This window comes from Sphingobacterium lactis, from assembly GCF_011046555.1.
GTDB lineage: Bacteria > Bacteroidota > Bacteroidia > Sphingobacteriales > Sphingobacteriaceae > Sphingobacterium > Sphingobacterium lactis.
Map to the genome: position 1 here is coordinate 574,727 of NZ_CP049246.1, position 25,846 is coordinate 600,572.

26 protein-coding genes are annotated in these 25,846 nt (G+C 44.3%); 10 read left to right on the forward strand and 16 right to left on the reverse strand.

The genetic code is table 11. The annotated features are described in order from the left end of the window. Nucleotides 1–19: 19 nt before the first annotated feature. From G6N79_RS02555 to G6N79_RS02565, 3 genes are all read right to left on the reverse strand, one after another. Nucleotides 20–1,210 carry a hypothetical protein gene (locus tag G6N79_RS02555; RefSeq protein WP_103905032.1) on the reverse strand — a complete coding sequence of 397 codons (1,191 nt, stop codon included), beginning with the start codon at nt 1,208–1,210 and terminating at the stop codon, nt 20–22. A 75-nt stretch (nt 1,211–1,285) separates the two neighbouring features. Continuing rightward, the gene (locus G6N79_RS02560) at nt 1,286–2,011 is read right to left on the reverse strand and encodes a YebC/PmpR family DNA-binding transcriptional regulator (RefSeq protein ID WP_103905033.1); all 726 of its coding nucleotides are present in this window, start codon (nt 2,009–2,011) and stop codon (nt 1,286–1,288) included. Between the two features lies 1 nt (nt 2,012). Continuing rightward, nucleotides 2,013–2,963 (reverse strand): NAD-dependent epimerase/dehydratase family protein, encoded by a 951-nt coding sequence (locus G6N79_RS02565; protein ID WP_103905034.1) that lies wholly within the window; start codon nt 2,961–2,963, stop codon nt 2,013–2,015. Nucleotides 2,964–3,329: 366 nt separating this feature from the next. Between G6N79_RS02565 and G6N79_RS02570 the strand changes: the two genes are divergently transcribed. Further along, the gene (locus G6N79_RS02570; RefSeq protein ID WP_103905035.1) at nt 3,330–4,319 is read left to right on the forward strand and encodes an aspartate-semialdehyde dehydrogenase; all 990 of its coding nucleotides are present in this window, start codon (nt 3,330–3,332) and stop codon (nt 4,317–4,319) included. A 285-nt stretch (nt 4,320–4,604) separates the two neighbouring features. Here G6N79_RS02570 and G6N79_RS02575 read toward each other — a convergent pair whose 3' ends face one another. Together G6N79_RS02575 and G6N79_RS02580 are read right to left on the reverse strand one after the other, a co-directional pair. Next, the gene (locus G6N79_RS02575; RefSeq protein WP_103905036.1) at nt 4,605–5,552 is read right to left on the reverse strand and encodes a Kelch repeat-containing protein; all 948 of its coding nucleotides are present in this window, start codon (nt 5,550–5,552) and stop codon (nt 4,605–4,607) included. Between the two features lie 51 nt (nt 5,553–5,603). Beyond that, entirely contained in the window at nt 5,604–6,965 is a 1,362-nt protein-coding gene (locus tag G6N79_RS02580) for a DUF4270 family protein (RefSeq protein ID WP_103905037.1), read from the reverse strand. A gap of 268 nt (nt 6,966–7,233) precedes the next feature. Between G6N79_RS02580 and G6N79_RS02585 the strand changes: the two genes are divergently transcribed. The 4 genes from G6N79_RS02585 to G6N79_RS02600 all read left to right on the forward strand — a co-directional run bounded on the left by G6N79_RS02585 (nt 7,234) and on the right by G6N79_RS02600 (nt 10,682). Continuing rightward, a complete protein-coding gene (locus G6N79_RS02585; RefSeq protein WP_103905038.1) occupies nt 7,234–8,667 on the forward strand; it encodes a sensor histidine kinase in 1,434 nt (477 codons plus the stop codon). After that, nucleotides 8,664–9,338, forward strand: a complete 675-nt coding sequence (locus tag G6N79_RS02590) for a response regulator transcription factor (RefSeq protein ID WP_103905039.1) — start codon at nt 8,664–8,666, stop codon at nt 9,336–9,338. Before G6N79_RS02585 ends, G6N79_RS02590 begins: the two co-directional genes overlap by 4 nt. Before the next feature lie 19 nt (nt 9,339–9,357). Further along, nucleotides 9,358–9,948, forward strand: a complete 591-nt coding sequence (pncA, locus tag G6N79_RS02595; RefSeq protein WP_103905040.1) for a bifunctional nicotinamidase/pyrazinamidase — start codon at nt 9,358–9,360, stop codon at nt 9,946–9,948. Between the two features lie 443 nt (nt 9,949–10,391). After that, complete coding sequence (locus G6N79_RS02600; protein WP_103905041.1) at nt 10,392–10,682, forward strand: HigA family addiction module antitoxin; 291 nt, start codon at nt 10,392–10,394, stop codon at nt 10,680–10,682. 192 nt (nt 10,683–10,874) lie between these two features. Here G6N79_RS02600 and G6N79_RS02605 read toward each other — a convergent pair whose 3' ends face one another. Beyond that, nucleotides 10,875–12,311, reverse strand: coding sequence for a M28 family peptidase (locus tag G6N79_RS02605; RefSeq protein WP_103905042.1), 1,437 nt, complete (start codon nt 12,309–12,311; stop codon nt 10,875–10,877). 34 nt (nt 12,312–12,345) lie between these two features. Continuing rightward, on the reverse strand, nt 12,346–13,002 hold the full coding sequence (gene trmB, locus G6N79_RS02610) for a tRNA (guanosine(46)-N7)-methyltransferase TrmB (RefSeq protein WP_103905043.1): 657 nt from the start codon (nt 13,000–13,002) through the stop codon (nt 12,346–12,348). Between the two features lie 53 nt (nt 13,003–13,055). Between trmB and fcl the strand changes: the two genes are divergently transcribed. Then, the gene (gene fcl / locus G6N79_RS02615; RefSeq protein ID WP_103905044.1) at nt 13,056–13,988 is read left to right on the forward strand and encodes a GDP-L-fucose synthase; all 933 of its coding nucleotides are present in this window, start codon (nt 13,056–13,058) and stop codon (nt 13,986–13,988) included. Nucleotides 13,989–14,202: 214 nt separating this feature from the next. Here fcl and G6N79_RS02620 read toward each other — a convergent pair whose 3' ends face one another. The 5 genes from G6N79_RS02620 to G6N79_RS02640 all read right to left on the reverse strand — a co-directional run bounded on the left by G6N79_RS02620 (nt 14,203) and on the right by G6N79_RS02640 (nt 17,145). Continuing rightward, the gene (locus G6N79_RS02620) at nt 14,203–14,772 is read right to left on the reverse strand and encodes a hypothetical protein (RefSeq protein ID WP_103905045.1); all 570 of its coding nucleotides are present in this window, start codon (nt 14,770–14,772) and stop codon (nt 14,203–14,205) included. Between the two features lie 7 nt (nt 14,773–14,779). Next, complete coding sequence (locus G6N79_RS02625; RefSeq protein WP_200818749.1) at nt 14,780–15,235, reverse strand: hypothetical protein; 456 nt, start codon at nt 15,233–15,235, stop codon at nt 14,780–14,782. A gap of 93 nt (nt 15,236–15,328) precedes the next feature. Then, on the reverse strand, nt 15,329–15,598 hold the full coding sequence (locus G6N79_RS02630; RefSeq protein ID WP_103905046.1) for a YtxH domain-containing protein: 270 nt from the start codon (nt 15,596–15,598) through the stop codon (nt 15,329–15,331). Nucleotides 15,599–15,847: 249 nt separating this feature from the next. Continuing rightward, nucleotides 15,848–16,486: a hypothetical protein gene (locus tag G6N79_RS02635; RefSeq protein WP_103905047.1), complete on the reverse strand. Its 639-nt coding sequence runs from the start codon at nt 16,484–16,486 to the stop codon at nt 15,848–15,850. 236 nt (nt 16,487–16,722) lie between these two features. Further along, entirely contained in the window at nt 16,723–17,145 is a 423-nt protein-coding gene (locus G6N79_RS02640) for an SRPBCC domain-containing protein (RefSeq protein WP_103905048.1), read from the reverse strand. 143 nt (nt 17,146–17,288) lie between these two features. On the opposite strand from G6N79_RS02640, the gene G6N79_RS02645 reads away from it, so the two are divergent. Continuing rightward, the gene (locus tag G6N79_RS02645) at nt 17,289–18,827 is read left to right on the forward strand and encodes a YifB family Mg chelatase-like AAA ATPase (protein ID WP_103905049.1); all 1,539 of its coding nucleotides are present in this window, start codon (nt 17,289–17,291) and stop codon (nt 18,825–18,827) included. Between the two features lie 17 nt (nt 18,828–18,844). On the opposite strand, the gene G6N79_RS02650 is transcribed toward G6N79_RS02645, so the two are convergent. The 4 genes from G6N79_RS02650 to rsfS are packed head-to-tail and all read right to left on the reverse strand — an operon-like array spanning nt 18,845 to nt 22,652. Continuing rightward, nucleotides 18,845–19,450: a rhomboid family intramembrane serine protease gene (locus G6N79_RS02650; protein ID WP_234993139.1), complete on the reverse strand. Its 606-nt coding sequence runs from the start codon at nt 19,448–19,450 to the stop codon at nt 18,845–18,847. Nucleotides 19,451–19,474: 24 nt separating this feature from the next. Continuing rightward, nucleotides 19,475–20,122 carry a LutC/YkgG family protein gene (locus G6N79_RS02655; RefSeq protein WP_103905051.1) on the reverse strand — a complete coding sequence of 216 codons (648 nt, stop codon included), beginning with the start codon at nt 20,120–20,122 and terminating at the stop codon, nt 19,475–19,477. A gap of 43 nt (nt 20,123–20,165) precedes the next feature. Then, complete coding sequence (gene ftsH, locus G6N79_RS02660) at nt 20,166–22,244, reverse strand: ATP-dependent zinc metalloprotease FtsH (RefSeq protein ID WP_103905052.1); 2,079 nt, start codon at nt 22,242–22,244, stop codon at nt 20,166–20,168. A 33-nt stretch (nt 22,245–22,277) separates the two neighbouring features. Further along, nucleotides 22,278–22,652 carry a ribosome silencing factor gene (gene rsfS / locus G6N79_RS02665; protein ID WP_103905053.1) on the reverse strand — a complete coding sequence of 125 codons (375 nt, stop codon included), beginning with the start codon at nt 22,650–22,652 and terminating at the stop codon, nt 22,278–22,280. A 111-nt stretch (nt 22,653–22,763) separates the two neighbouring features. Between rsfS and G6N79_RS02670 the strand changes: the two genes are divergently transcribed. From G6N79_RS02670 to G6N79_RS02680, 3 genes are all read left to right on the forward strand, one after another. Further along, entirely contained in the window at nt 22,764–23,495 is a 732-nt protein-coding gene (locus G6N79_RS02670; protein ID WP_160003612.1) for a biotin--[acetyl-CoA-carboxylase] ligase, read from the forward strand. Between the two features lie 97 nt (nt 23,496–23,592). Further along, nucleotides 23,593–24,045: a protein-disulfide reductase DsbD domain-containing protein gene (locus G6N79_RS02675; protein ID WP_103905055.1), complete on the forward strand. Its 453-nt coding sequence runs from the start codon at nt 23,593–23,595 to the stop codon at nt 24,043–24,045. Nucleotides 24,046–24,122: 77 nt separating this feature from the next. Next, nucleotides 24,123–25,838: a protein-disulfide reductase DsbD family protein gene (locus tag G6N79_RS02680; protein WP_103905056.1), complete on the forward strand. Its 1,716-nt coding sequence runs from the start codon at nt 24,123–24,125 to the stop codon at nt 25,836–25,838. The last annotated feature ends 8 nt before the right edge of the window (nt 25,839–25,846 follow it).

Consider the following 25,846-nt stretch of genomic DNA (forward strand, 5'->3'; position numbering starts at 1 on the left):
CTATAAAAATAAAATATTATCAGGATTTTTCGCTTTTATTCTCATCCTGACCGTCATTTTGTGTTCCTTTATTTTTCACGACAAATCTCGGCTTAAAGCCTGTCGATTTCTTTTCCTTTTTTATCTCAGCTTCCGGATTAGTCGGCTCACCAGCATCCCCCTCCGTTGAATCCTCTGGTTTCAAGGCAGATGCAGGACTTTCTGTAGACTCATCTTTCGTCTGGATTTGGGATTTTATCTTTGGTTTGAATCCGAGTTTTACAGGTTTAGCGGCATCGGATGCAGCAGATGTTTCGTCGGGACTTTTAATTTCTTCTTGGTCATCCTCTTGTTTTGGGACCTGAGCAGCCTTAAACCGTGGGGTAAAACCCTTCGGTTTTGACGGATTCGGTTCTGTATCGGGAGTATCTTGATTGTCTTCCGCCTTACGGTCCGCCGTATCATCCACTTTTACCGGAGGTGCACTCGCTTTGAATCTCGGTGTGAAACCCTTAGGTTTCGCTGTGCTCACAGGCGTCTCTTCCTTATTCGGTTGCGCATCTTCCTTGTTGTCAGCGGCCTCTACCTTTTTCGGAGGTGTTGCCGCTTTGAAACGTGGCTTGAAGCCAGCCGGTTTTGAGGATGGAGCTGCCTCTGCATCAGAAGAAGTCGTTTTAGGCGTATCTGTGGGATTCTTATCAACCCCACCCTCAATACCTTCTTCAACTTGCTTGGGCGGCGCAGCGGCCTTGAAACGGGGCTTAAAACCGGAAGGCGCAGCAGGCTTCTTCTCTTCCGTGGTCAAATCTCCAGGCCTCTCTGGAATTTCCGGCGTAGATTGAGTTGTCTTCGGTCTAAACTTCGGTGTAAAGCCGGCTGGTTTCGCTGGCTCCGTCTCCTTAACCTCAGGTTGATCTTCAGTAGGTTTGGCAACCGCAGCTGCTTTAAATTTCGGACGGAATCCGGCAGGTTTGGAAGCTCCCTCAACTGGCGGAGTTGCTACAGGCACGGTTTCCGCTTTCTTCTCCGCAGGAGGAATTTCCACAGAAATCTCTTCGAGCAGGAAATCCTTGCGCAGTCGATTGAACCAAAATTTCTTGCTATGATCAAAGCTTTTCTCACCCATCAATGCATAATCGCGATCAAATTCCTGATACAGCTCAGGACGTTCCTGTCGCAATGCATGAAGGTCGATCTTCTTCTTGGTGAAAAATTCAGTGAATGTTAGCATATACAAATGTATACATTTAGACACAAAAAAAGAGGGCAAAGCCCTCTTCCTGATTTCTATTGCGCTTGTTGCGTGTTAATCCATGTTGTGGTAAACCGCTTGCACATCATCGTCTTCTTCGATCTTATCGATCAATTTCAATACGTCGGCAGCTTGCTCTTCAGTAAGATCCGTATGCGAAAGGGCAATACGTTCCAATTTTGCTGAGCTCACTTCGATACCTTTTTCTTCCAATAAGCGCTGCATGTTTCCGAAGTCCTCAAAAGAAGTCTGTACAACGACTACATCGTTTCCTTCTTCGTCTGCCTCCACATATAATTCTTCAAGACCACCATCGATCAATTCCAATTCCAGTTCTTCCACATCCAATTCTTCACTTGCCGGAAAACGGAAGATAGACTTGCGTTGGAAAATAAAATCAAGAGATCCTGTTTTTCCCAAGGAACCACCGGATTTGGTGAAGTAACTACGGATGTTGGCAACCGTTCTATTGGTATTATCGGTTGCTGTTTCGATCAGCACCGGTACGCCATGTGGGCCGTATCCTTCATATACAAACTCTTCATAGCCTTTGGAATCCTTTTCCGAAGCTCTTTTTATGGCTGCTTCCACACGGTCTTTCGGCATGTTGACAGCCTTAGCGTTCTGGACAGCGGTACGTAAGCGTGAGTTATTCTCCGGGTGAGGACCGCCTTCTTTTACTGCGATTGCAATTTCTTTTCCAAGACGCGTAAATTGAACGGCCATCTTGGCCCAGCGTTTAAATTTCCTTTCTTTTCTGAATTCGAAAGCTCTACCCATTTTATTTTAGTTTTGTTTTAAGATTCTCTAGCATATCTTTTGTCATTCCTGCCAGATCAAATGTTGGAGCCCAACCCCAGTCATTCCGTGCCGTGTCATCATTGATGCTCTTTGGCCATGAATCCGCAATTGCCTGACGTGGGTCATTGTCTGCGTAGGAGATTTCAAAATTAGGGAGAATTTTTTTAATTTCTTCAGCTATTTGCTTCGGCGTAAAACTTATACCTGCCAAATTGTAGCTGGAACGGATGGTCAACTGCTCTGCTGGAGCATCCATCAATTCAATGGTACCGCGTACGGCATCATCCATATACAGCATCGGTAGCTCTGTATTTTCCGAAAGGAAGGACGTATATTTTCCCTGACGGATGGCTTCGAAGAAGATGTGCACCGCATAATCTGTTGTGCCACCTCCCGGTTCAGTACGCCATGAAATAATCCCCGGATAACGCACGCTGCGAATATCCAAGCCATAACGGTTATGGTAGTATTCCACTAAACGCTCACCGGAAAGTTTACTGATACCATAGATACTATTTGGATCCATGACACAGTATTGCGGCGTATCCACTTTCGGAGAATGTGGACCGAATACCGCAATGGAACTAGGCCAGAAGATTTTCTTGATACCCAATTCTACGGCAAGATCCAAGACATTCAATAAGCCGTTCATATTCAGATCCCATGCTTTCTGCGGATATTGCTCTCCTGTTGCGGATAACATCGCCGCCAATAAATAGATCTGCGTGGGTTTATATTTCAGCATAAGGGCTTTGATCGCCTCTTTATCCAATACGTTCAAGGTTTCGAATATTTCACCTTCGCCTATTTCCTTCGGTTCACGGATGTCTGAGGTAATGACGTTCTCCATACCGAACTTCTTGCGCAGCGCTGCTGCTAATTCCGAACCAATTTGGCCATTGGCTCCGATCATCAATATAACTTCTTTCATTATGAAATGATAGTTTTATAAAAGTTATTACTATTATCAACAATTAATATGGCGAAATTACCAATTAAATGCCTGAATATGATGTTTTACAACATTTTGCGCAAACGTATGATTTAATTATGGACTATCAAAAATTGCACAAAAAATTTACGGCGGAAAAAGGCTTTTCCCAATGAAAGATTATCAACAAACACAGCGATTACCTGAACGATTCACAGCAAAGACGCAATAATGTTGAATATTATTCCAAGGTCTTGTTTTTCAGTTATGAAAACCTAAAAATTATAGGGATAATAACTGTTTATTTAGTATGTTTGTTCCCTTAATACAATCAAAATTTTTTAAAATTTAACGCAAGAAATCACTATGAAAGTTGCAGTAGTAGGCGCGACAGGTTTAGTCGGGTCAGAAATGTTGACAGTTTTAGCGGAACGTAATTTCCCAGTTTCTGAATTGATCCCCGTAGCTTCTGAAAGAAGTAAGGGTAAGGAAATCGAATTCAAGGGAAAGAAGTACAAGGTCGTTACAGCAACTGAAGCTATTGCACTGAAACCCGATGTGGCGTTGTTTTCTGCAGGCGGAAGCACGTCTACCGAGTTCGCTCCCCAATTTGCGGAAGCTGGCATCACAGTTATCGACAACTCCTCGGCATGGCGGATGGATCCATCCAAGAAATTGGTGGTACCGGAAGTGAACGGCGATGTGTTGACAGCCGATGACAAGATCATCGCCAACCCGAACTGTTCGACCATCCAAATGGTCGTGGTCTTGAAACCATTGCACGAAAAATATAAAATCAAACGCGTTGTCGTATCGACCTACCAATCTGTAACAGGAACCGGTGTAAAAGCTGTTGATCAATTGATGAACGAGCGCCAAGGTGTCGAAGGCGAAAAAGCATATCCGTACCAGATCGACCTGAATGTCATCCCACACATTGATGTGTTCCAAGAGAACGGCTATACCAAGGAAGAGATGAAGATGATTTTGGAAACAAACAAGATCATGGGTGATGATTCCATCAAAGTAACAGCGACTACCGTGCGTATCCCTGTTATCGGTGGGCACTCGGAGTCGGTGAACATTGAATTTGAAAACGAATTTGATCTTGCTGATGTTCGTGCAGCGCTAGAAGCACAGGAAGGTGTGATCGTTGTTGACAACCCTGCCAACTTGGAATACCCAATGCCTAAGGATGCACATGGTAAAGACGAGGTGTTCGTTGGCCGTATCCGTCGTGATGAAACGCAGCCCAAAACCCTGAATCTATGGGTGGTTGCTGACAATCTGCGCAAAGGAGCTGCAACCAACGCGGTACAGGTCGCAGAATTACTGAAAGCGAAAAATTTAATATAATTACCATCAAGAGCGGGCTCATACAAATGAGCCCGCTCTTTTTTTGCGTATTTAAATCTCATCTCCAGCGCAATCTTTTCCCAAGGAATTGCACATACCCCAATCATATTCCAATGTAACAATCGTCCATCAAAGGGAACCCTTTGTAACGATGTCCTCAGTTATCGACTATTCGACAGTGTCTTCTCCTAACAATAGATACCCCAAGAATCGACAGTACCCACAAAAAAAATAAGCCACCCTTTTGGGGCAGCTTATTTCTATCGTTATATAAAAATATACTTCTTATCTAACCGGCGTAAATTCGTAAGTATCATCAAAGAATGAACTTCCGCTGTTACCCGTTGTGATATATCCTTTACCTTTTACGGCAAAACCTACAGCGTTGATTCTTGCAGAAGGTAATGATTGGCTACCGTCAGACCAAGAGTCATCAGCAGGATTGTATTTCCATACGGTTGGAACTACACCTGACAATGATTGACCGCTAACAACGTATCCATTGCCACCTACAGTGAATGCAGAAGCTTTGAAGCGTCTAGCGTCTCTTGTAGAGTTGCTCAAGTCACCTTTCTTCGTCCATGTAGTTCCATCAAATGCGTGGAAGTCATTTGAAGGCTGTCCATTGGAGTAACCACCACCGATATATGCAACATTATTGATTACGAATGCAAAAGCATAAGCCGGTTTAACCGTGAATTTACCTGCATTGATCTGTGACCATTTATCCGCTTTAGGATCGTATTTATAGAAATCCAAGTAACCTTGATCAGTTGCTTCGTTAGTACCTAAACCAACATATGCGAACTCACCGATTGTGAAAGCTACTGCACCCACACGGCCTTCACCAGGGAAATCAGCTACTTTCTTCCAAGTTTTTCCAGCTGGATCGTATTGGTAGAAATCTTTCAAATAACCAGATTCCTCACCATCAGCACCATATCCTAAACCTACATATCCTTTACCACTAACACCGAAAGCTACGGCACCGTGACGCAAAGGACCATTAAAATCAGCAATTCTAGTCCATGATGAACCGTCAAATGAATAACCATCACTCAACAATTCGTTGTTCTTCATTTTACCACCAACCACATACGCTACATCTCCCAAGGTAAATGTTGCAGCTAAATTTCTAGGGCTACCTACAAATGCATTGGATCTTTCCCATTCTGTTGGACCTGAATCGGTTTCTGTTTCATCTTCTTTCTTACAAGAATTAAAGATTGTCATTGCGAAGGCTCCTATCAAAAGTAGTACAAGCCAATTTCTCTTATTCATAGACTATTTAAATTTTGTATATACGATATTTAATTTAACTTTCGGTTTGTTGTTCTGTGTTGCCAGAACGGTCGTGTTCACTCTGTTTCGCAACTCATTGGACGACAAAGATAATAATAAGGATCTATCCTCGTAATTCGGCAGGGTGGTACTCTTGATGTACTCGATCATATTGAACACATAGCGTCCATTTCTACCGGTACTCGTTCCCACAATATAAGATCCCAACTGGATATTGTTCGTAAATGGTTGTGCGATATACGTTACTGGATTTCCCAATTCAGAAACAAATAAAATCGGACTGGTTCCTGCCGGTAGGTTTCCCAGGTGGCTGGAAGCAATTTCAATTTCCAATTCAGCCTTGTTGATGGCAATACCCGGCTGTTGCATAAATTCTTTCAGACCCGGAAATTTGATCTCCGTCGCAACACCTGTCCCTCCCTGTACGAAAGTTACTCCCTGCGTAGCTGTTGCCGGTACGGGTTTTTTCGTGGATAAGGTGGCGTATGCTGTTTGGCTGCGATCAGCTTCCATCTGGTTGTATTGGTAAGCCTTTTCGCCCATGCGGATCAAACGTGCACCCTTCTTCTTGAAACCATCGGTTCCCATATAAGAGTAGTTCACGCGTAATTCCAATGTGTCTTGAAAACTTACGAATGCTGTATTCTCATTTCCTGGACGTAGGGTAATTCCCTTGAAGAAATCCTGGAAATTAGCCTCCGAATTGAAGGCGATGTTGTTGGCTTTAATCTTAGTGAAGAAATCCTGCCCCAAAGCGTCACTCAAACGGATCGCAAGACTATCCATCTTGTTCACGTGTGGAAGGAAATTCACGGAACCCAATGCTTCTTCAGCGTAGGCAAATTTAGTCTGTCCAAAAATCGCAGGTCCAGTCACATAGATCGGAACCACCTGCCCCGTAATATTGGAAGCCTGTAAGGTTGTCGTTTCTAGGGATTGTGTCAGACGATGCGCTGTAATGGTCTGTCTTTTGGTGGTATCCCCGTAGGCATATCTTTTAGAGCTCGGTTTAAGGACCAAGGTAAGCGAGTCGAATTCCGCTCCCGTTGGGATCTCCACATTGTTACCTGTAGGGTTCAATCGGAAATAGGATGAGGAAGTCAAGATTCCCGCTGTTGGGTGGTTCATCCGACCGACCAAGATCGCTCCTGAAGCAGACGTCGGGATATTCGGCATCAATACCGTGGAAACAACCGAGGAAAGGCTGTCCTCTCCGGTTACATTCAGGTTGTCTATATTTTCGTTATCCAACGAAATATTCATATCCTTATCGCAACTTGCCGTAAAAATGGCTGCACTTAAACTTAGGGTAGCAAAAAGAATTAATCGTAGTTGTTTAATCATATTAATCTTCAGTCTTGCAAAAACAGCTTACTAAATGTTCAATTTTCCGGATTGGTTAAAAATCGGGATCTTTAATTTCACTTGTCTTTCGGTCAACACCGTTCAGTAATTGTTTTTGTCACCTGCACACTCAATTACTCACTTAACGCAAAAGTACATTGATTCGCGACATTTCTATAGTATTCAAATGTTAATCAATGTTATAATTTGTTAAAAGGGCGCTTTTATTTATGCGGAGCAAATCTACTAATTTAAATTTGTTTTAATTATGTTAAAAAAGTATAAAATATTGTTGGTAGCCATTATTCTCACCGCCAGTGGAATCATTGCTGTACTGAGTTTTTGGCTACACGGCAGCTATTTTGGACATAAACAATTTTATTTGGGCATGACTGAAAGAGCATTGTTTGACGTTGTACAGGATTTTTACAATGAAAATGAGGAGGCCATTCAGCGTGACAACCAGAATCAACGTTCTGCCCGAATTGAACGCCTATCCCTCGCCTTTAAGGACAGATACCCCCAAATAAATACCGATACAGCCAAGAAAATCATCGAACAGATGAATTTTGGCCGTCGCCCGTCCACCGACTCAACCAATACGGCCGACACGGCGAATTTCCGACGGAAAATGGGTGAACATTTCATATCGTCCTATGTTGTGCGCAGCATCAATTGGACCGATGTGGTCGTAGATTCCCTTGAACTCAGATTGACCGTAGCCTTAAAAGCGCGAAATGTTTACAGCCCTTTTGCTCTAAAAATAAGCAGTCTACCCAATGAGGACGAGCGGGAACGGGATTTCTACAAACAACGATTCCGTGAGAGCAAAACCCGCCCGATCGCTGTTGACCCGGCCAAAAACCTCTACCTCGAAGTTGATTTTGATAACCCTACCCTACTTTTACTGCGCTTCATCGCCTGGCAGATTATCTTCAGCGTCATTTTGGCCATCGCACTGATCTGTACATTTATCAGCTTGCTTGCCACGATCCGTAAACAGAATGAGCTGGCAACGATGCGAAAGGCTTTTGTCAACAACATGACGCATGAATTAAAGACACCTGTATCCACGGTAATGGCCGCAATTGAGTCCATCCAACGCTATGGTGCCATGGATGACAAGGAACGCATGAGCCGCTACCTCTCGATATCCAGGCAGGAGCTGGAGCACCTTTCCAATATGATCGAACGCGTGCTTCAGGTGGATGTCGCGGAAACAAATGGCGTTTTACTGGATAAGAAAACATTTAACCTCCAATCCCTAGTACAGGAATGCCTGGATAACACACAGCTGTTTGCCAAGAAAACCGTTGAAATCGATTACAGCAGTATAGGGACGGATTTTCAGGTGCTGGCCGACCCGGCACACATCAAGAATGTAATCAGCAACCTTTTGGACAATGCATTGAAATATGCAGGTGATCCCGTAAAGATTAAGGTTACTTTGCAGGACCACGGACAAGATGTAACTTTAACCCTGACCGATAATGGAATTGGTATCCCAAAAGCTTACCAAAAAGGGGTATTCGACCTGTTTTTCCGTGTTCCTTCCGGCAATATCCACAATGTTAAAGGATTTGGACTCGGATTGGCTTACGTAAAGCAGATTATCGTGCAGCACCAAGGAACCATCGAACTCAAAAGCGAAGAAGGAGTTGGCAGTACTTTTGTGATTACATTACCAAAAGAAGGGAAATGACAAACATTCTTTATGTCGAAGATGAAGAAAGCCTAGCGATGATCGTATCGGACAGCTTGCAAGCACACGGTTTTATGGTCCGCCATGTCACCAATGGGCAGCAGGCGCTAGTCTTCCACAATAAATACCGTCCAGATATCATTGTCCTGGATGTGATGATGCCACTGATGGATGGTTTTACCGTTGCCAAGGAAATCCGCAAGACGGATCTACTGACACCGATCATCTTCCTTACAGCAATGACGCAAACCGAAGACGTAGTCGCTGGGTTCAAACTGGGCGCGAACGACTATATCCGGAAACCCTTCAAAATCGAGGAGCTCATCGTCCGCATTGAAGCGGCACTGAAAAAGAATGGACAGAGCATGGCACCAAGCAAGCTCATCATCGGCGATTACACCTTGGACTGCATCAAGAGCCTCCTGACCTTTGGTGACAGCTCGGAAAAACTATCCTATAGGGAAGTGGAATTGTTGAAACGCCTGATCGAACAAAAAGATAAGGTCGTGCCTCGCGATGAGATTATCCGTACGTACTGGAGCAATGACACCTATTTTACGGGCCGCAGCTTGGATGTATTCATCAGTAGGATCCGGAAATACCTGGCTCAGGACGAGCGCATCAAGATATCGAACATCCGAGGTGTGGGCTACATGCTATCGGTCGATTAATCCCAATAAAAAGAAACCTATGAAAGCTTTAATTATAGTCGATGTTCAAAATGATTTCCTACCCGGTGGTTCCCTAGAGGTTTCCCGTGGCGATGAAATCATTCCCATCATCAATCATATCCAAAAAGATTACAACTTGGTCGTCGCCACCCAGGATTGGCACCCCGAAAACCATAAAAGTTTCGCCAGCCAGCATCCCGACAAATTACCTTTCGAACAGATTGACCTCGATGGACTTGCACAGATCCTTTGGCCTGACCACTGTATCCAAGGATCCTATGGTGCGGAATTCGCGGATGAACTTAACACGGACCGTATCGAAGCCATCTTCCGTAAGGGAATGGAAGAACGGATAGACAGCTATAGTGGATTCTTCGACAACGGAAAGCGCAAAGATACCGGACTGTCCGGCTACCTGAAAGCACGAGGCGTAACGGAAGTCCATGTTTGCGGCCTGGCAGCTGACTTTTGCGTTTACTTCACTGCCCTCGATGCCCTCACCGAAGGGTTCAAAACCAGCATTATCTCAAAAGCCACAAAAGCAATCGATAAAGGTGCCTTCATCGAAAAGAAAAACAATTTCATCCAAAACGGAGGGCTGTTGACTTAATAGATATTAGATTTGAGATATGAGATGTGAGATATGTGGCAGACCTGTCGAATCTCAGAAGAAGAAAATAGGTAAATTCAATACATCAGTACATTTTGTTGCTCATCTTAAATTATGAAAGCTATGGAATTCATCTTCAAAAAAGAATATTATAAACCGAATAAGGAAGAGGTCGTAACTGAGAGGTTTGTTCAGATAAGACCCATTAAATCTGTATCATGCGAATTTGAGGGCAACATTAACCTTAGGAACTTACGCATAGGTAATGTATAAATAAATTATTCATCTGGTGATTTCATGCTATTTTGTTAGGGTACAGCAAAATGGTTAACACAGGCATTTAAACGGTCTTATTAAGATCATGCACATTGAGGAATTGAGTAACCACTACGCAAAATAGTGATTACTTAAACCCCATTAAACGTGCGAATATTATTAAATTTATGAATTATCACATCCTGAACAGCAAAGGAGAAGCTTTACAAGTTAAGGCTTTCCATCCCGGGCTATACCTTCTAGAAGAGATAGAGGAAAGGGAACTGCTAAAAAAAGACGTAGCCCACGAATTAGGCATTTTACCTACTAATCTTAGTGAAATTTTAAAAGGCAAAAGAAACATTTCACCTAGAGTTGCAATTAAACTAGAGAAAGTGTTAAATATCAGTGCCGAGTATTGGCTGAACCTGCAGATGGCATGGGATTTACAGAAAGCGAGAGAAGAAGAATACGCCTAGAAAAAATATGCCCCTACTATGGTTGGTAAGGGCTTTTTCTATTAATTGAGTAAGACCGGTCAGCTCTATTTAGGGATAGACACATCTCAATTCTCACCTCTCACCTCTATCAGAAACACAGTAACACCCTTTCTATCTCATATCTCAATTCTCACATCTCAATACTAATCCTCAATTCTCACTTCTCACTTCTCAACGACCAAAACGCCACTCACCCGAGATCACCAGCGATTCTTTGAGACCTTTGGCTTCCAGGAATTTTACAAGTTCTATATCGGTCATTTTCTTTGCGGGGATATCTGCGGCGTTGGCTAACCCCCATAGGTACGCGGCACCGACGCGAACGGTCTGCTCCAGGCCTACTTTATCGACAAGGGCAAACACGTCATTTGAAGAATGGTAATAGAGGCCTGCATTATTGGGTAAGGCCCCACCGCGACCGGTTCCCGTAGGGATCCCCTGCAGCATAAAAGGTTGATGGTCGCTATGCAGTCCTGCTCCGGCGGCATTTTCATTCTTAAACGCGGAATCCACTTCCATGTAGGTTGCTCCAATGGCATTCAATACCGGCAGCATCTCTTCGCGCGTTGTGGCAAATCCTTTTGGAGCACTCACCATATCGAAATTCAACATGTACTTGATCTGGTCGATTTCTCCAGCACGCATGGCATTTTCAACATAGGCCTTAGCTCCCAACAAGCCCTGCTCCTCCCCCATAAAAAGAACGAAATCGATGCTACGCCTCGGCTTTAATTTCAATTTCTTAAACGTTCTGGCCATGTCGATGACAGCAAATGAACCGATGCCATTATCGATCGCTCCAGTCGCCAAATCCCAACTATCCAAATGTCCGCCAACAACGATCTTTTCCTTCGCCAGATCGGTGCCTTCCAGCGTGACCACGATGTTTCTTGCCGTCGCTTCGGCCGATGTATTCCTCATCTTGATTTGTGCATCCATAACACCATTCTTTAGGCGCTCCTTCCACTGCATGCCATCTTCCAGACCAATACAGATCGCAGGAATATCGATGAGCTTCCCCGTAATCGAAGCAGTTCCCGTTAGCAGCACATTGTTCTTTACGCTATTGATGAACACAATGCCCTTTGCGCCATATTTCGTGGCCAATGCAGACTTTTCTGAACGATGTAAGTTTTTAATTCCTTCCCTCGAATTGGGCAGGATATGCAGATAGACCAAGGCGATCTTTCCTTTCACTTGGTCCGCAAGGCGTTGGTAATCTTCCTCAAGACCATTGCCTACGTCGATAAGTGGGGCTTCCACATCGGCAGCAATGGGTGAATGCGCGAGTGAAACCGCATGAACTGGTGCCCCATCGATGCGAAGGTCAAGGGATTCACGTGCCCAACCCTGCGCGGAAAATGGCTGATAACGGACTTTAAATCCATAAGATGCCAACAGGTCATGGACATACTCCTCCGCCTTTCGCCCATTTTCGGAGCCCGTCAGGCGATGCCCCAATGTTTCGGTACTGTATTTCAGGCGCTCGTACGCCTCCGAGTTGGTGAAAACTTCGGTATAGATTTTCTCAAAGTCTTTTTTAAGGTTTTCCTGCGCTGATGCGAAATGGCACAAACCGGAAAGTAGGATAAGGAGGATTCTTTTCATAAGGAATGAATTTACAAAATCCTCCTATATATTGCTATGCCTTACGGAATTTCCACTGCACGTAGTTGATGTTTTTATCTACGGCAAGATATTTTTTCTCGTAGTAGGTCTTAATGGAGAGCACATCATCCACAAGATCTGAGTGGTATAGATCGGTTGTCTCCTTCAGTTTTGGCAACTGTTGGTTGTCGATCTGCTCAACGGTATACGCGTAGAAACCATCGTTGTCCGTCTTCAGGTGCATAATACCTTCCGGCACAAGAATCGTTTTATAGCGCTCCAGGAACGTAGGGTTTGTCAGTCGTTTTTTCTCTCGGCTCACTTGCGGTTGTGGGTCGGGGAATGTAATCCATATTTCGGAAATCTCGCCTGCGGCAAAGTATTCCAAGATGGTCTCGATCTGGATCCGCAGAAAACCTACATTAGCAATACCTTCCTCCAAAGCAGTCTTGGCGCCACGCCAAATCCGATTGCCCTTGTAGTCGATACCGATGAAGTTCTTCTCCGGGAATAACTTCGCCAGGTTGACAGTGTATTCGCCCTTTCCGCATGCCAATTCCAATACGACAGGCTTATCATTCTGAAAGAATTCCTTGGCCCAATTGCCTTTATATGCTTTGCCGGCATCCAATTGCACCACATTCTTAAACGTGTCTATCTCGGCAAATTTCCTTAGTTTATCCTTACCCATAGCTGCTAATTAAGTCGCAAAATTAACCTTATATTTGTATAAATAATAATCAGGTGGAAAAACAAGCAAAAATATACGTTGCAGGCCATAGAGGCATGGTTGGATCGGCGATCTATCGCAAGTTGAAGGAACTGGGCTATGAAAACCTTATCGTTCGGACCTCAAAGGAACTGGACCTACGGGACCAACAGGCCGTAAAGGAATTCTTTGAAGCGGAGAAACCGGATTACGTTTTCTTGGCTGCGGCCAAGGTAGGCGGCATCATGGCCAATAATACCTACCGTGCAGATTTCATCTACGAGAATCTTGCCATCCAGAATAACGTGATCCACTTTGCCCACGAAAATGATGTTAAGAAATTGATGTTCCTTGGCTCCAGCTGCATCTACCCAAAAATGGCCGAACAACCCCTGAATGAAAACGCCTTATTGACCGGCACATTGGAACCAACGAATGAGCCCTATGCCATCGCCAAGATTGCTGGTATAAAAATGGTCGAGTCGTACCGTCTGCAATATAACGATGATTTTATCTCCGCGATGCCCACAAATCTGTATGGTATCAACGACAATTATCACCCTGAGAACTCGCATGTACTGCCTGCATTGATCCGTAAATTCCATGAAGCAAAGGTGAACAACAGCCCGTTCGTAAGCATCTGGGGATCGGGAACTCCATTACGCGAATTTATGTTTGCCGATGATCTGGCCGATGCAGTGGTGTTTTTAATGGAAAAATACAGCGACCTGCAATTCGTCAATATTGGTGTCGGTGAAGATATCAGCATTAAAGACCTTGCTCTTTTGATCAAGGATGTTGTCGGTTACGAAGGAGAACTTGAATTTGACAGCAGCAAGCCTGACGGCACGCCACGTAAACTGATGGATGTAAGCAAACTGCACGGACTCGGTTGGAAAGCGAAAACTGACCTGCGCGAGGGGATTCAAGCAGCTTACCGGGATTACCTCGATAGATATGAGAAGTGAGATTTGAGATTTGAGATAGGAAGAGGGGTATGTGGGACGGAATAGGATTGTGGAGCTAGGTAGGTCTCGTAATATACGGGAATTTTAACCTGGCCGGGATAATAGGACTTGAGTTTGCTAAAATAAAAATGTTCAAAAATTTATGATTTTTGAACATGAGTTATCAGTCGCACTTGCGTGATTTATCCAATCTTCTGGAAAGCTTTACGGTGTCCTAGAAAGACTCACTGTCTTTGGGAATACCGTAAATATTATCTTGGACGCTTTCCTCTGCGGTAATCATCGGTGGATGATTCAATGGCTTTGGATTTACGACAACCGCTTCTCCTTCAATAATCTCTTCAACTGCCTTCTTCTTCTTTTTGTCTTTCTTCGGCTTGATGAAGTCCGTGATTTTGTCGATGACATTGGCGACCTTATTCTGTGTCACCTGCCCAGCGGCAGTTTCGGAAGCGAATAATACCAATCCTTTCTTCAACCAACCTGCATTTTTCAATAGGGTTCGGTTCAGCACCAAAGGTAAACCCAACTGCAGGGTTCTGGTTAACCAGTCTCCTTTTGTTTTCTTGCTCGTGGCTTTCCCGATTCCCGACACCAGTCCTTTGATGGTGTTGACACCTGGAACAAAGTCAAAAACCATGTTGGCAATGCGTGCCGGCGCTTCGATCTTGTGGCGCAATAACTGATACTGATTCAATAAGAACTCCTCCTGCCCCTTCTTTTCAATTTTCAGGCGAGCAATTTCAGCGTTCAATTCATGTATGTTTGTAATCTTTGCTTTCATATCCTGCTTATACTCGTTCTTTTTGTTCGTTAATTTCCTCCTGTACCTCTTCTACTTCTTCGCGCACCTTTTCCCGCACCTCATTGGCAAGCTCTTCCTCCTTGTCATCGTCATCGTCATCCCACTTGGATAGCACCCTTTTTATGGAGATGTCCATAAATTTCGCTTCCAATTTCGGTTCAAATACCCGGATCAAGAGCAGGAGAACAATAAAAATACCACCCGTTGCCAAGAATCCCAAAGAATAGCTGCCCAACAGTTCGCCTAGGTAAAAACCTAATGCCAGCGACATAAAGAATACAATCAATAAGGTCAATAATACCTTGCTTGCATCTACGATCAAAGAGCCCAGAATTCTGGAGGCTCTGGACAATGCCTTTAATTTCGCTAGCTCAATCTGTGTCTCAACGTATGCTTTGGACTTATCAAAGGCCTCAGAAAATGAAAATTTTTGTTCTTCCATGCACTAATTTCATATCGTGAACAGGATGGGCCATCGGAGAGATAGCCCAGCTGCCCAATTAAAAATGTAATAATCTAATGGTTGGCCGCAGGATTATGCGTGCTCCTCGATTTCCTCATCGATAGCAGACTCTGCTCTGCCCAACTTAGATTTAACCGCCGAAACGATTTTATCTTTAAAATCATTCAACTGATCAAACTGCTCTTCAGCGCGCTCTTTGATCGCTTCGCCTAAATCAGTCAATGACTCGTTTAATTTTTCTCTCGTTTCGCTGCCCTTATCCGGAGCGAAAATAATTCCTAAAACTGCACCTGCGGCCAATCCAGCCAACAGCGCTGTTACAATCTTACCGTTATCATTCATTTTATATTGCAATTTAGTTGTTAAACCAATTTCTATGATACTAACTTAATAACAAAAAATAGACCGAATCGTTTTTAATTAATGAAAATTTACTGAAAGTCGACATGTTCCTACGTCCGGTCTTTTTTCCCTGATGTAGATAATATACGTTTTTTAAACCAAAATAATAGCGAGAAGGCTAAAAAAACAACTTTTGGGGAGATAGATGGGGCAATAAGATAGCCTATGCGTCCAACCGTAGTGCACGAATTACTTTTCTGTTTTCAGGGTGTTTTTCATGGCAGCACGCAACTTATCCCGTAATATCGTGTCATATTCGGGAGAAGATTGGAGATATACGGAATACATGGCCAAATCTTCATGCTGCCTCTTAAACTTGTCCTGATCCCTATTGATCTTAAAAACTTCTATATTCCCTTTTGGAATCAACCGCACCAGTCGCTCTCCGATCACAGCTCCCGTAATGACTGCTGTATTGACGAGCAAGCGTTCGCCAAGGCTATGGTCTTCATCGCCATTGTACAATGGATTGCCGTTGGAATCCAACCGCGTCCCATCCGGTGCTCTTTTCGTATCGTCGGGAGCAGAAAGTTGGGCAATACTGTTGGAAACAAGGGATTGACCAAGGGGTACCTGTGCTTCCCTATCAAATTTAATCTTAACCGATTTTATATCTAGCGCAGGAATGGTCTGAATCCCATTGTTAGCACTAATCTCCATGCGGTCTTCAAAAACCCGATACAGGGTTCCCTTGACCTTGCCATGGACGGTGTGTGCCACAACCGAATAAATGGAAATCTGTCTTTGCGTACCATGCTGTTGCAATTGAGCTGAGGCTATGGATACTGAAAATAGAAAAGTGAGCAGCAAAAAAATTGTCGGCTTCATATCAATGCATGTATTTCATAACAATAAGTAATTTTTAAACCCGCCGAAAACCTACAAAAGTTTTGCTTAAATAAAGGTCCAAATATTTACTTAACAGAAACAAAGAAAAGGAAAAACAACAATAATTCTGCTTTTTTAACAGACTTTAAGATACTTTATCTATTTACCAATTTTAAGCAAGGTGTATTTGCAAGAAAGTAATGGCTTAAGCCATCAAAAACCCAATCCTCGTTAAGTTAAAGGGAAAGATTTCCTTCCACAAAGTCCTTGAATTTCAACAAAACAGATTGACAGAATTCTTCTTGCTGTTTTAAATCAGTGCTATTTTCGGGTTCAAAAACTTCTACTACCCTAACACCTTTATTTTCCTTTTGGAACATCACAGAAGAAAGTCGGTCATCATCCTGAATGATAAGAATTTTTGTCTTTGGAACAACTTCTTTATACTTTCCCATATAGTCAAAGCCATCGGAGCCATCGATTTTTTCCATTCTAAAATGAAAAGCTCCGCCGCTCCTAACCTCATTCTTAACAAACGGACAATGCCAATCCGCAAATGGAACATTCCAAATTTTTATACACTCGGGGTCTGTCCAAGCCTTCCAGACTTTTTCCAGCGTAGAATCAATGCAGACAGAAACTTCTATAGGATTTTTCATAGGTTCAATTTATACCCATAAAAGTAGTACATAAATCCGCGGCGGAACTTGTCCTAAGACAATTAATACCAACAGCGAATTAACGAACAACATTAATATGTAGATTATTTATTTTATCTTTAAGACAAATAATTTAATTCAAAATGTTGGTAAAAACATATTGCAGCGCAGTGTTCGGAATCAGCGCCACGAGCATTACCGTCGAGGTCAATGTGACAACGGGAGTTCAGTATTTCATTGTTGGATTACCGGACAGCGCGGTAAAGGAAAGCATACAGCGCATCGAAAGTGCGATCGTCTCCATCGGCTTCCACATGCCTCGCCAGAAGATCGTCGTGAATCTTGCGCCGGCGGACATCAAGAAGGAGGGTTCGGTCTATGACTTGGCAATAGCCATTGGCATTATGGCCGCATCGAACCAGATCCCGACGGTGCAACTGCATGAATACATCATCCTTGGCGAACTGGCGTTGGACGGCAAGTTGCATACGGTAAAAGGAGTATTGCCCATCGCGATGCAGGCCAAGCAGGACGGATTCAAGCGGATTATCCTTCCCATAGAAAATACGGAAGAGGCAGCCATTGTAGAGGGGCTGGAAGTATATGGCGCATCCACCTTGGAGGAAGCAGTCAAATTTCTGATCGGTAGCCATGAAATTGAACAAACCGTCATCAATGTGCAGAAGAAGTTTGAATTCAAGTTGAACGGCTATGACCTGGATTTCGCAGATGTGAAGGGACAGGAAAATATTAAAAGAGCACTGGAAATTGCCGCTCCCGGCGGGCATAATGTTATCTTGATCGGTCCTCCAGGCGCCGGAAAGACCATGCTCGCAAAACGGCTACCGACGATCCTGCCGCCGCTCACCTTGGATGAATCCCTAGAAACCACCAAGATCCATTCCGTCTCCGGCCATTTGCCGAATTCATCGTCATTGATGACCATCCGCCCGTTCCGTTCTCCGCATCACACCATTTCCGATGTGGCACTAGTGGGCGGGGGAAATACCCCTCAGCCCGGTGAAATATCCTTGGCGCACAATGGTGTCCTCTTTCTGGATGAGCTGCCCGAATTTAAGCGTTCCGTTCTGGAAGTGATGCGCCAACCGCTGGAATCCCGTAGCATCACCATCTCCAGAGCACGGTTTTCCGTGGATTATCCCGCTAGCTTTATGCTCATAGCCGCCATGAATCCCTGCCCCTGCGGCTTCTTCAATCACCCTTTTCGCAATTGTGTCTGCGGATCCTTTGCCGTTCAGAAATATATCAGTAAGATTTCAGGACCCTTGCTGGATCGCATCGATATCCACATCGAGGTGACACCGGTAGAATTTGGTGAACTGACCGAGGAAAGGGCCAGCGAGCGTAGTGAAGAGATCCGGGAACGGGTAATCAAGGCACGAAAAATACAGGAAAGGCGCTTTAAGCAATTCCCACTGATCCACAGCAATGCGCAGATGCGCGCCAAGAATATCCAGGAGATCTGTCAACTGCAGGAGGAAGGAAAATTACTTTTGAAGCGTGCCATGGAAAAGCTGAACCTTTCCGCACGTGCCTACGACCGTATCCTGAAGGTTGCCCGAACGATTGCCGATTTGGAGGGATCATTGGACATCAAGAACGAACACCTTGCCGAAGCCATCCACTTCCGCAACCTCGATCGGGAAGACTGGACAGGCTAATTATTCTTTCAGACGGATTAAAACTGCCCGATAAAGTGCTTAATGATCCAAGGATAGGCAACCAGTGTAAACAGCAGTCCCGTTAAAGCGCCGAAGAGGTGTGCATCATGGTTGATGCCGTCCTTCGCATTTCGGGAAGCCCAGATACAGTAGCCCAAATACAGGAAGGCGAAGACAAATGCCGGCATGGGCAGGGCAAAGAATATATACAGCTTAACCTTCGGATAGAAGAGAATGAAGCTGAAAAGCACCGCAGAAATTGCCCCTGAAGCACCAAGGCTATAATAACCCGGGTTATTCTTCTGCTGCATAATGGTCGGAATATCACTCAAGACGAGAGCGACGATATACAGTGCGGCAAACAGGACGTGCCCCATAGGGCCACTCGCCTCTACAAAGATCTGCTCCAGCGGAAACCCGAAGTAATAGAACGTGATCATGTTGAACAGCAGGTGCATCCAATCCTTATGGATCAGCCCGCTGCTAAAGATCAGGTAAAATTTACTTTTATCGCGGTGTATGGAATAGGGATGTAACATGAGGCGCCCATACCAGTCGGGATTTGAAAAAACATAAATGCTCAGACCAATGGTCAGGGCAAAGATCACACTGGCAACAGGCATGTTAACTAAATATTGTAATAGCATCTAGAATCGATCTTCTAAGAGGAATAAATATAATTCTTTAGGTCCATGCGCACCGAGCACCAATCGTTTTTCGATATCGGCGGTACGGCTAGGTCCGGTAATGGTCGTAATCATGGTCGGTTGGTCGTTGCCGTAGCGTTCCTTTATCAGGGCTAGGCCATGCTTGACATCCATAACCAATTGGGAGGCACGGGCGATAACGATGTGCACCGGTGGATAAACACTCAACCTGCGGCCCGATTCTGAAGCATTGCTGATCAAAATACTGCCATTTCTGGCAATCAGCGCCTCACAACCCGTAATACTGGCTTCGATCTCCTCAAGTGCCTGCTGCGACTTCCGGTATGGAAACCCATACTGGTCCATCATCTGTTGGAGCGGTTTCTCCCAGATATAGATCTTACTGATGTTGATCTTCTCGATCAGGACAATCAGGTTCTCGATCAGGTTGATCTCCCCATCGCAATAGATAAACTTGCCAGACATCTGGGTAAATTCCCGAGCAAAGGTAACATCCAAGGAATCCTCGTCATCGATATACAGTTGGCTGTCCTCAAACATAGGGTGTGGGTTCTCCCTCTTTTGAAGCAGCGCTTGCCGAATCTTCTTCAGCATCTTTTCCTTAGCGGTTGTATTCCTGGTGTTCATATCATAAAACAGACAGGATTTGCGGTCCTGTCTGTAAGTGTTTTTATTGTTCTGAATCTAATTTCTTCTGATCTTCAGGTTTGGACTGCAGATCTTCACGATCGGTAGTCGGCAAAGGCAGTTCCGTTTGCGGAACGCCACCACCGTCTGCTCCACCATTCACGAATTCATCATAGGTGGTCTTATTGGCAAACGGACGCTTACCAAGGATTTCCTCCAAGTCAGTCTGGAACAAGATTTCTTTCTCCAATAACTTCTCGGCAATCTTGATCAAACCATCCTGTTTTTCCAATAGCAATTGCTTGGTCCGTTCATATACCGCAGAGATCAATGTACGCACTTCGTCATCAATCAGCTCTGCCGTCTGATCGGAGTATGGTTTCTGGAACTGACTTTCGCTCGCGCTGTCACGGAAGGAAACATTTCCTACCTTGTCATTCATACCATAGACTGCAGTCATGGCATACGCCAATTTCGTGATCCGCTCCAAGTCATTCTGCGCACCTGTACTGATTCTACCAAAAGTAATATCCTCAGCCACACGTCCACCCATTGTCATACTCATGCTATCCAACAATTGCTCTGTGGTGTACAGGAACTGTTCTTTCGGCAAGTACTGTGCATAACCCAAAGCAGCTACCCCACGTGGAACGATGGATACCTTCACCAATGGATCGGCATGCTCCAGGAACCAGCCTGCAATCGCATGGCCTGCTTCATGGTAGGCCACAATTTTCTTCTCCTCAGGTGAGATGATCTTATTTTTCTTTTCAAGACCTCCGATGACACGGTCAATCGCGTCTTGGAAATCCTGCATTTCGATAGCTTTCTTATTCTTGCGGGCAGCGATCAAAGCAGCCTCGTTACATACATTGGCAATTTCTGCACCTGCAAAGCCCGGCGTCTGTGCCGAAAGTTTCTTCGCATCCACCTCTTCGGCTAGCTTCAATGGCTTTAAGTGTACATTGAAGATATGCTCACGACCGATCAAATCCGGTTTATCAATGGAAATCTGTCTGTCAAAACGTCCCGGACGCAATAATGCTGTATCCAACACATCCAAACGGTTCGTTGCCGCCAGGATAATAACCCCAACGTTTGTTCCGAAACCATCCATTTCCACCAATAACTGGTTCAAGGTATTCTCCCGCTCGTCATTACCACCCATGATGGAGTTCTTGCCACGTGCACGTCCGATGGCGTCAATCTCATCGATAAAGATGATACATGGCGCTTTCTCTTTGGCCTGTTTGAACAAATCACGAACACGGGAAGCACCGACACCGACGAACATCTCCACAAAGTCAGAACCTGACAACGAGAAGAATGGCACCTGCGCCTCACCAGCAACAGCCTTCGCCAAAAGGGTTTTACCCGTTCCCGGAGGGCCTACCAATAACGCACCCTTAGGGATCTTACCCCCCAAGTCGGTATATTTTTTCGGGTTCTTCAGGAAATCAACGATTTCCATAACCTCTTGCTTCGCTTCTTCCAAACCGGCAACATCATTGAAGGTGATATTGATCTGGGACTCCTTATCGAACAGTTGTGCTTTCGATTTGCCGATATTGAATATCGCACCACCACCAGCACCTGCTCCACCGTTCATGCGGCGCATCAGGAATATCCAAATCACCACGATGATCAACAACGGCAGCATAAAGGAAATAAACCAGCCTGCCCACGGATTCGTTCTATCTTCATAGTTCACCCCAACACGTGGCTGTGTTGCTGCCAAACTGTCCTGGGAAGCTTTAAGCTTCGCTTCCAATATCTCGGCAGAAGGCTCGGTAAATTTAAACTGTGGTGTCGCCGAACCTGTCGAAAATGACAGACTGTTCGGGCTGTTATCCATATCCTTATACTTATCCTGATCCAAACGATCCGGTTTGATGAACACCTCGACATCGATCAAATCGTTGCTCTTATAGGCAACCAATTTTTCCACGTCACCGGGAATAAGCATCTTTTGCTCAAATTCTTTATAGGTGATTTTCTTGGAGGACTCTCCACTGAATAGGTATTGAAGTCCAATAAACCCTACGATCATCGCAATCCAAAGCCAAATCATATTGAATTTTGGTGGCATTGGCGTAATCTTTTTACTAGGAACTTTCTTCATTTATAACTCTCTCTAACTACGTTTTTTTATTAATTATGCGCTTTGGTAGGTATTAACCTGCGCATCTCCCCATAGGTCTTCAATATTGTAATGTGACCGCTTATCTGTTTTGAAAATATGTACGACAACGTCAATAAAATCCAGCAGTATCCATTCCCCATTTCCTTGACCCTCTTTATGCCTAGGATCTTCACCGAAAGCTTTGTACACTTCATCTTCAACACTCTTTGCAATCGCATTCACCTGCGCCGTAGAATCCGCATGGCAGATCACAAAGTAGTCAGATAAAGTTCCATTTACCTCCCGCATATCCATTCGCACGATCTCATTGCCCTTTTTTTCCTGCATACCGTGGATGACCACATCTGCTAACTTCTCGGACAAGGAAGTATTTTTGTTTTTACTCATTAAGATTTATTATACTTTTGACTTAATAAACAGTTTTTTTTCAAACGTTAACTACATTATCTTTTGCAAAATAACACATTTTCGGGAGAATCACGTCGTCAAAATTTAATTGTGCTGGACGAATTAGGTTCTACCAATGATTATTTAAAATCTGAATTGGCAAATTTCAAGCCACTCCCGGAATGGTCTGCCATAATGGCAAGGCACCAAACCGCCGGAAGAGGCCAACGTGACAGCACCTGGACCGTGGAGCCCAACAGCAACTTAACCTTTAGTTTCGTGCTCTACCCAGATTACCTCAATTTACAGGACCACTTCACCCTCAATATGCTGATCAGCCTAGGGATTCACGACTGGCTGATTTCCAAAGGGATAACTCCAGAAATAAAATGGCCTAACGACATCCTCATCAACCAGAAGAAAGTATGCGGCATCCTTATCGAAAATAAAAGCGCAGGGATGAAAATTAAACAGTCTGTGGTAGGTATCGGCGTGAATGTCAATCAAAAGCAATTTTTTGATGGCTTGGAAAACACTGCCAGCTCCTTGTTTAAGGAAACAGGAATTACGACAGAAAATCTGGAAGAGGAATGCCTAAACCTATTAGCCTTCCTTCAAAATCGAATCGAAAACTTTAAAAATAAAAAGCTGACAACCAACGATTTACTGAAAACATACAATAATTTCTTATTTCTAAGGGACAAACCCGCGCGCTATGCGTCTTCTGATATAACATTCCAGGCCATCTTACGGAAGGTGGATGCGAATGGCCAGTTATACCTCGAACAAAGCGATGGTATAAAAACCTATTTTTTCAAGGAAGTTCGTTTTCTAATGCAATAAATTGATTACAACTTCGATAAATTAATATATAAAATCTAACTTTGAATTAAACTTTACACGGACTGTATAGTCTCAAATACGAATAAACACGGTTTTTATGAAAAAAATAAATCTATTAATTGCATTTTTAGTCTTCGCTGTTTCCGGCGCTTTTGCACAGGTTGCAAATCCCGTGAAATGGTCTGTAGGATTCAAAAAATTAAGTAACACGGAAGCGGTAATTCTATTGAAAGCGAACGTTGAGCAGGGATGGCATATTTACGGCCTGAACGTACCTTCGGGAGGCCCGATCTCAACATCTTTCAAATTCACGCCAGCAAACGGTGCGAAAGTTTCCGGAAAACCAGCTGCTAAAGAGCCAAAAACAAAATACGAAGACGTCTTCAAGATGAACGTCCCTTATTACAATGGTGAAGTGGTTTTCCAACAGAAAGTTACTTTGGCAAACAACAAACCGACAACGGTTAAAGGTGTTGCTACCTTTATGGCTTGTGACAAAGAGCGTTGTTTACCACCGGATGAATACGAATTTGCGGTAACAATAAAATAAACGTAAATCCAAAAAGGAATTTAAAAAGGCAGGGCTCCCTGCCTTTTTCTTAATTTTGGCTCGATTAACTCTTAATTATGTTCAGCTTAAAAAAATTGTATATAGCCCTTAGTTGGGTTTTTATCATTGCTATTACCCCTATTCAAGGTTTTTCCCAAGACAGCCTCATCAACATTGAGGATGTAGAATTCAGCTCCGGCGAGGAAGCAACGGCAGATACGCTGCTTACCGATTTGGAAGGTGTTGAGTTCAGTTCCGGTGAGGATACATCCACTGCCGCAGATACGGCAGCCACCGCACCTGCCACCGTTAACGCGGCAGACGGCGACGGCGACTCCTCCTCCCTTTGGGGAATTTTCCTGGAAGGCCTAGTCGGTGGATTCTTGGCGTTCCTTATGCCGTGTATCTTCCCAATGGTACCTTTAACCGTTAGTTTTTTCACTAAAAAATCCGCATCGAAGTTACAGGCTGTATCGCAAGCCTTGACCTACGGTTTATTCATTATCGTTATCTACGTTGCGTTGGGTATGTTGATTACCATCGCATTCGGACCGGAAGCCATGAATGCCCTTTCTACGAATGGCGTATTCAACTTTTTCTTCTTCCTGATGCTGGTATTCTTTGCGGCCTCTTTCTTTGGCGCATTCGAAATTACATTGCCAAGTAAATTTGTCAATAAAATCGACTCCAACTCTGACAAAGGCGGTCTGTTGGGTTATTTCTTTATGGCTGCCAGCTTAGCGGTGGTGTCTTTCTCCTGTACTGGACCGATCATCGGTACGGTTTTGGTGAATGCTGCCGTGAAGGGTGACCGCTTAGGTCCTGCCATTGCCATGTTCGGTTTTTCATTCGCCCTAGCGATTCCTTTCGTGTTATTCGCGATGTTCCCGGCGCTTTTGAAATCCATGCCGAAATCAGGTGGATGGTTGAACAGCGTGAAGGTAGTCCTGGGATTCCTAGAGTTGGCCTTGGCTCTGAAATTCCTTTCCAACGTGGATCTGGCCTACAACTGGCAGTTCCTGGATCGCGAGGTCTTCTTGGCATTATGGATCACCATCTTCGGATTAATGGGATTATACCTGATCGGAAAAATCAAATTCTCGCACGATAGCGACCTGAAATACATGTCGGTCCCACGGACCATCATTGCCATTATTGTCTTTTCATTCGTGGTCTACATGATCCCGGGGATGTGGGGAGCGCCGTTGAAATCCATTGCTGCATTCCTTCCACCGATCGGTACACAGGATTTTGATATCTCAGCGGGCGTACAAGCAGGTGCTGGCCATGGTCCATCAGCCGACGCGACCAGCAGAAAGCATTTCAGCCACTTCCACGACCGTGCAACCATCAAGGGCATGGATCCGTATTATGATTACGATGAAGCTTTGGCAGCAGCAAAAGCGCAGAACAAACCTTTATTGGTCGATTTTACCGGGTGGAACTGTGTGAACTGTAGAAAGATGGAAGCCGATGTATGGTCCGACCCAGCCATCAAGCAGATGATCAACGAAAAATTCATCCTTGCTGAACTGTACGTGGATGATTACGATTTGAAACTTCCAGAAGCAGAACAATACGTTTCGGAAACAACAGGGAAGAAAATCACTTCCGTGGGCAGAAAGAATACCGACTTCCAGATCTCGAAGTTCAATTCCAACTCCCAGCCTTTATATGCCATTTTGGACAATAACGAAGAACTTCTGGTACCAACGAGCGGCGCAAATTACGATATCGAAAGCTATAAGGCTTACCTGCAATCAGCAATTGATGCGTATAACGCTAAAAAATAGGTTTTGAA

Bases quoted from the DNA above. Each gene is read 5' to 3' on its own strand.
- G6N79_RS02555 (WP_103905032.1), bottom strand. From the start codon at position 1,210: ATGCTAACATTCACTGAATTTTTCACCAAGAAGAAGATCGACCTTCAT.
- G6N79_RS02560 (WP_103905033.1), bottom strand. From the start codon at position 2,011: ATGGGTAGAGCTTTCGAATTCAGAAAAGAAAGGAAATTTAAACGCTGG.
- G6N79_RS02565 (WP_103905034.1), bottom strand. From the start codon at position 2,963: ATGAAAGAAGTTATATTGATGATCGGAGCCAATGGCCAAATTGGTTCG.
- G6N79_RS02570 (WP_103905035.1), top strand. From the start codon at position 3,330: ATGAAAGTTGCAGTAGTAGGCGCGACAGGTTTAGTCGGGTCAGAAATG.
- G6N79_RS02575 (WP_103905036.1), bottom strand. From the start codon at position 5,552: ATGACAATCTTTAATTCTTGTAAGAAAGAAGATGAAACAGAAACCGAT.
- G6N79_RS02580 (WP_103905037.1), bottom strand. From the start codon at position 6,965: ATGATTAAACAACTACGATTAATTCTTTTTGCTACCCTAAGTTTAAGT.
- G6N79_RS02585 (WP_103905038.1), top strand. From the start codon at position 7,234: ATGTTAAAAAAGTATAAAATATTGTTGGTAGCCATTATTCTCACCGCC.
- G6N79_RS02590 (WP_103905039.1), top strand. From the start codon at position 8,664: ATGACAAACATTCTTTATGTCGAAGATGAAGAAAGCCTAGCGATGATC.
- pncA (WP_103905040.1), top strand. From the start codon at position 9,358: ATGAAAGCTTTAATTATAGTCGATGTTCAAAATGATTTCCTACCCGGT.
- G6N79_RS02600 (WP_103905041.1), top strand. From the start codon at position 10,392: ATGAATTATCACATCCTGAACAGCAAAGGAGAAGCTTTACAAGTTAAG.
- G6N79_RS02605 (WP_103905042.1), bottom strand. From the start codon at position 12,311: ATGAAAAGAATCCTCCTTATCCTACTTTCCGGTTTGTGCCATTTCGCA.
- trmB (WP_103905043.1), bottom strand. From the start codon at position 13,002: ATGGGTAAGGATAAACTAAGGAAATTTGCCGAGATAGACACGTTTAAG.
- G6N79_RS02620 (WP_103905045.1), bottom strand. From the start codon at position 14,772: ATGAAAGCAAAGATTACAAACATACATGAATTGAACGCTGAAATTGCT.
- G6N79_RS02625 (WP_200818749.1), bottom strand. From the start codon at position 15,235: ATGGAAGAACAAAAATTTTCATTTTCTGAGGCCTTTGATAAGTCCAAA.
- G6N79_RS02630 (WP_103905046.1), bottom strand. From the start codon at position 15,598: ATGAATGATAACGGTAAGATTGTAACAGCGCTGTTGGCTGGATTGGCC.
- G6N79_RS02635 (WP_103905047.1), bottom strand. From the start codon at position 16,486: ATGAAGCCGACAATTTTTTTGCTGCTCACTTTTCTATTTTCAGTATCC.
- G6N79_RS02640 (WP_103905048.1), bottom strand. From the start codon at position 17,145: ATGAAAAATCCTATAGAAGTTTCTGTCTGCATTGATTCTACGCTGGAA.
- G6N79_RS02645 (WP_103905049.1), top strand. From the start codon at position 17,289: ATGTTGGTAAAAACATATTGCAGCGCAGTGTTCGGAATCAGCGCCACG.
- G6N79_RS02650 (WP_234993139.1), bottom strand. From the start codon at position 19,450: ATGCCTGTTGCCAGTGTGATCTTTGCCCTGACCATTGGTCTGAGCATT.
- G6N79_RS02655 (WP_103905051.1), bottom strand. From the start codon at position 20,122: ATGAACACCAGGAATACAACCGCTAAGGAAAAGATGCTGAAGAAGATT.
- ftsH (WP_103905052.1), bottom strand. From the start codon at position 22,244: ATGAAGAAAGTTCCTAGTAAAAAGATTACGCCAATGCCACCAAAATTC.
- rsfS (WP_103905053.1), bottom strand. From the start codon at position 22,652: ATGAGTAAAAACAAAAATACTTCCTTGTCCGAGAAGTTAGCAGATGTG.
- G6N79_RS02675 (WP_103905055.1), top strand. From the start codon at position 23,593: ATGAAAAAAATAAATCTATTAATTGCATTTTTAGTCTTCGCTGTTTCC.
- G6N79_RS02680 (WP_103905056.1), top strand. From the start codon at position 24,123: ATGTTCAGCTTAAAAAAATTGTATATAGCCCTTAGTTGGGTTTTTATC.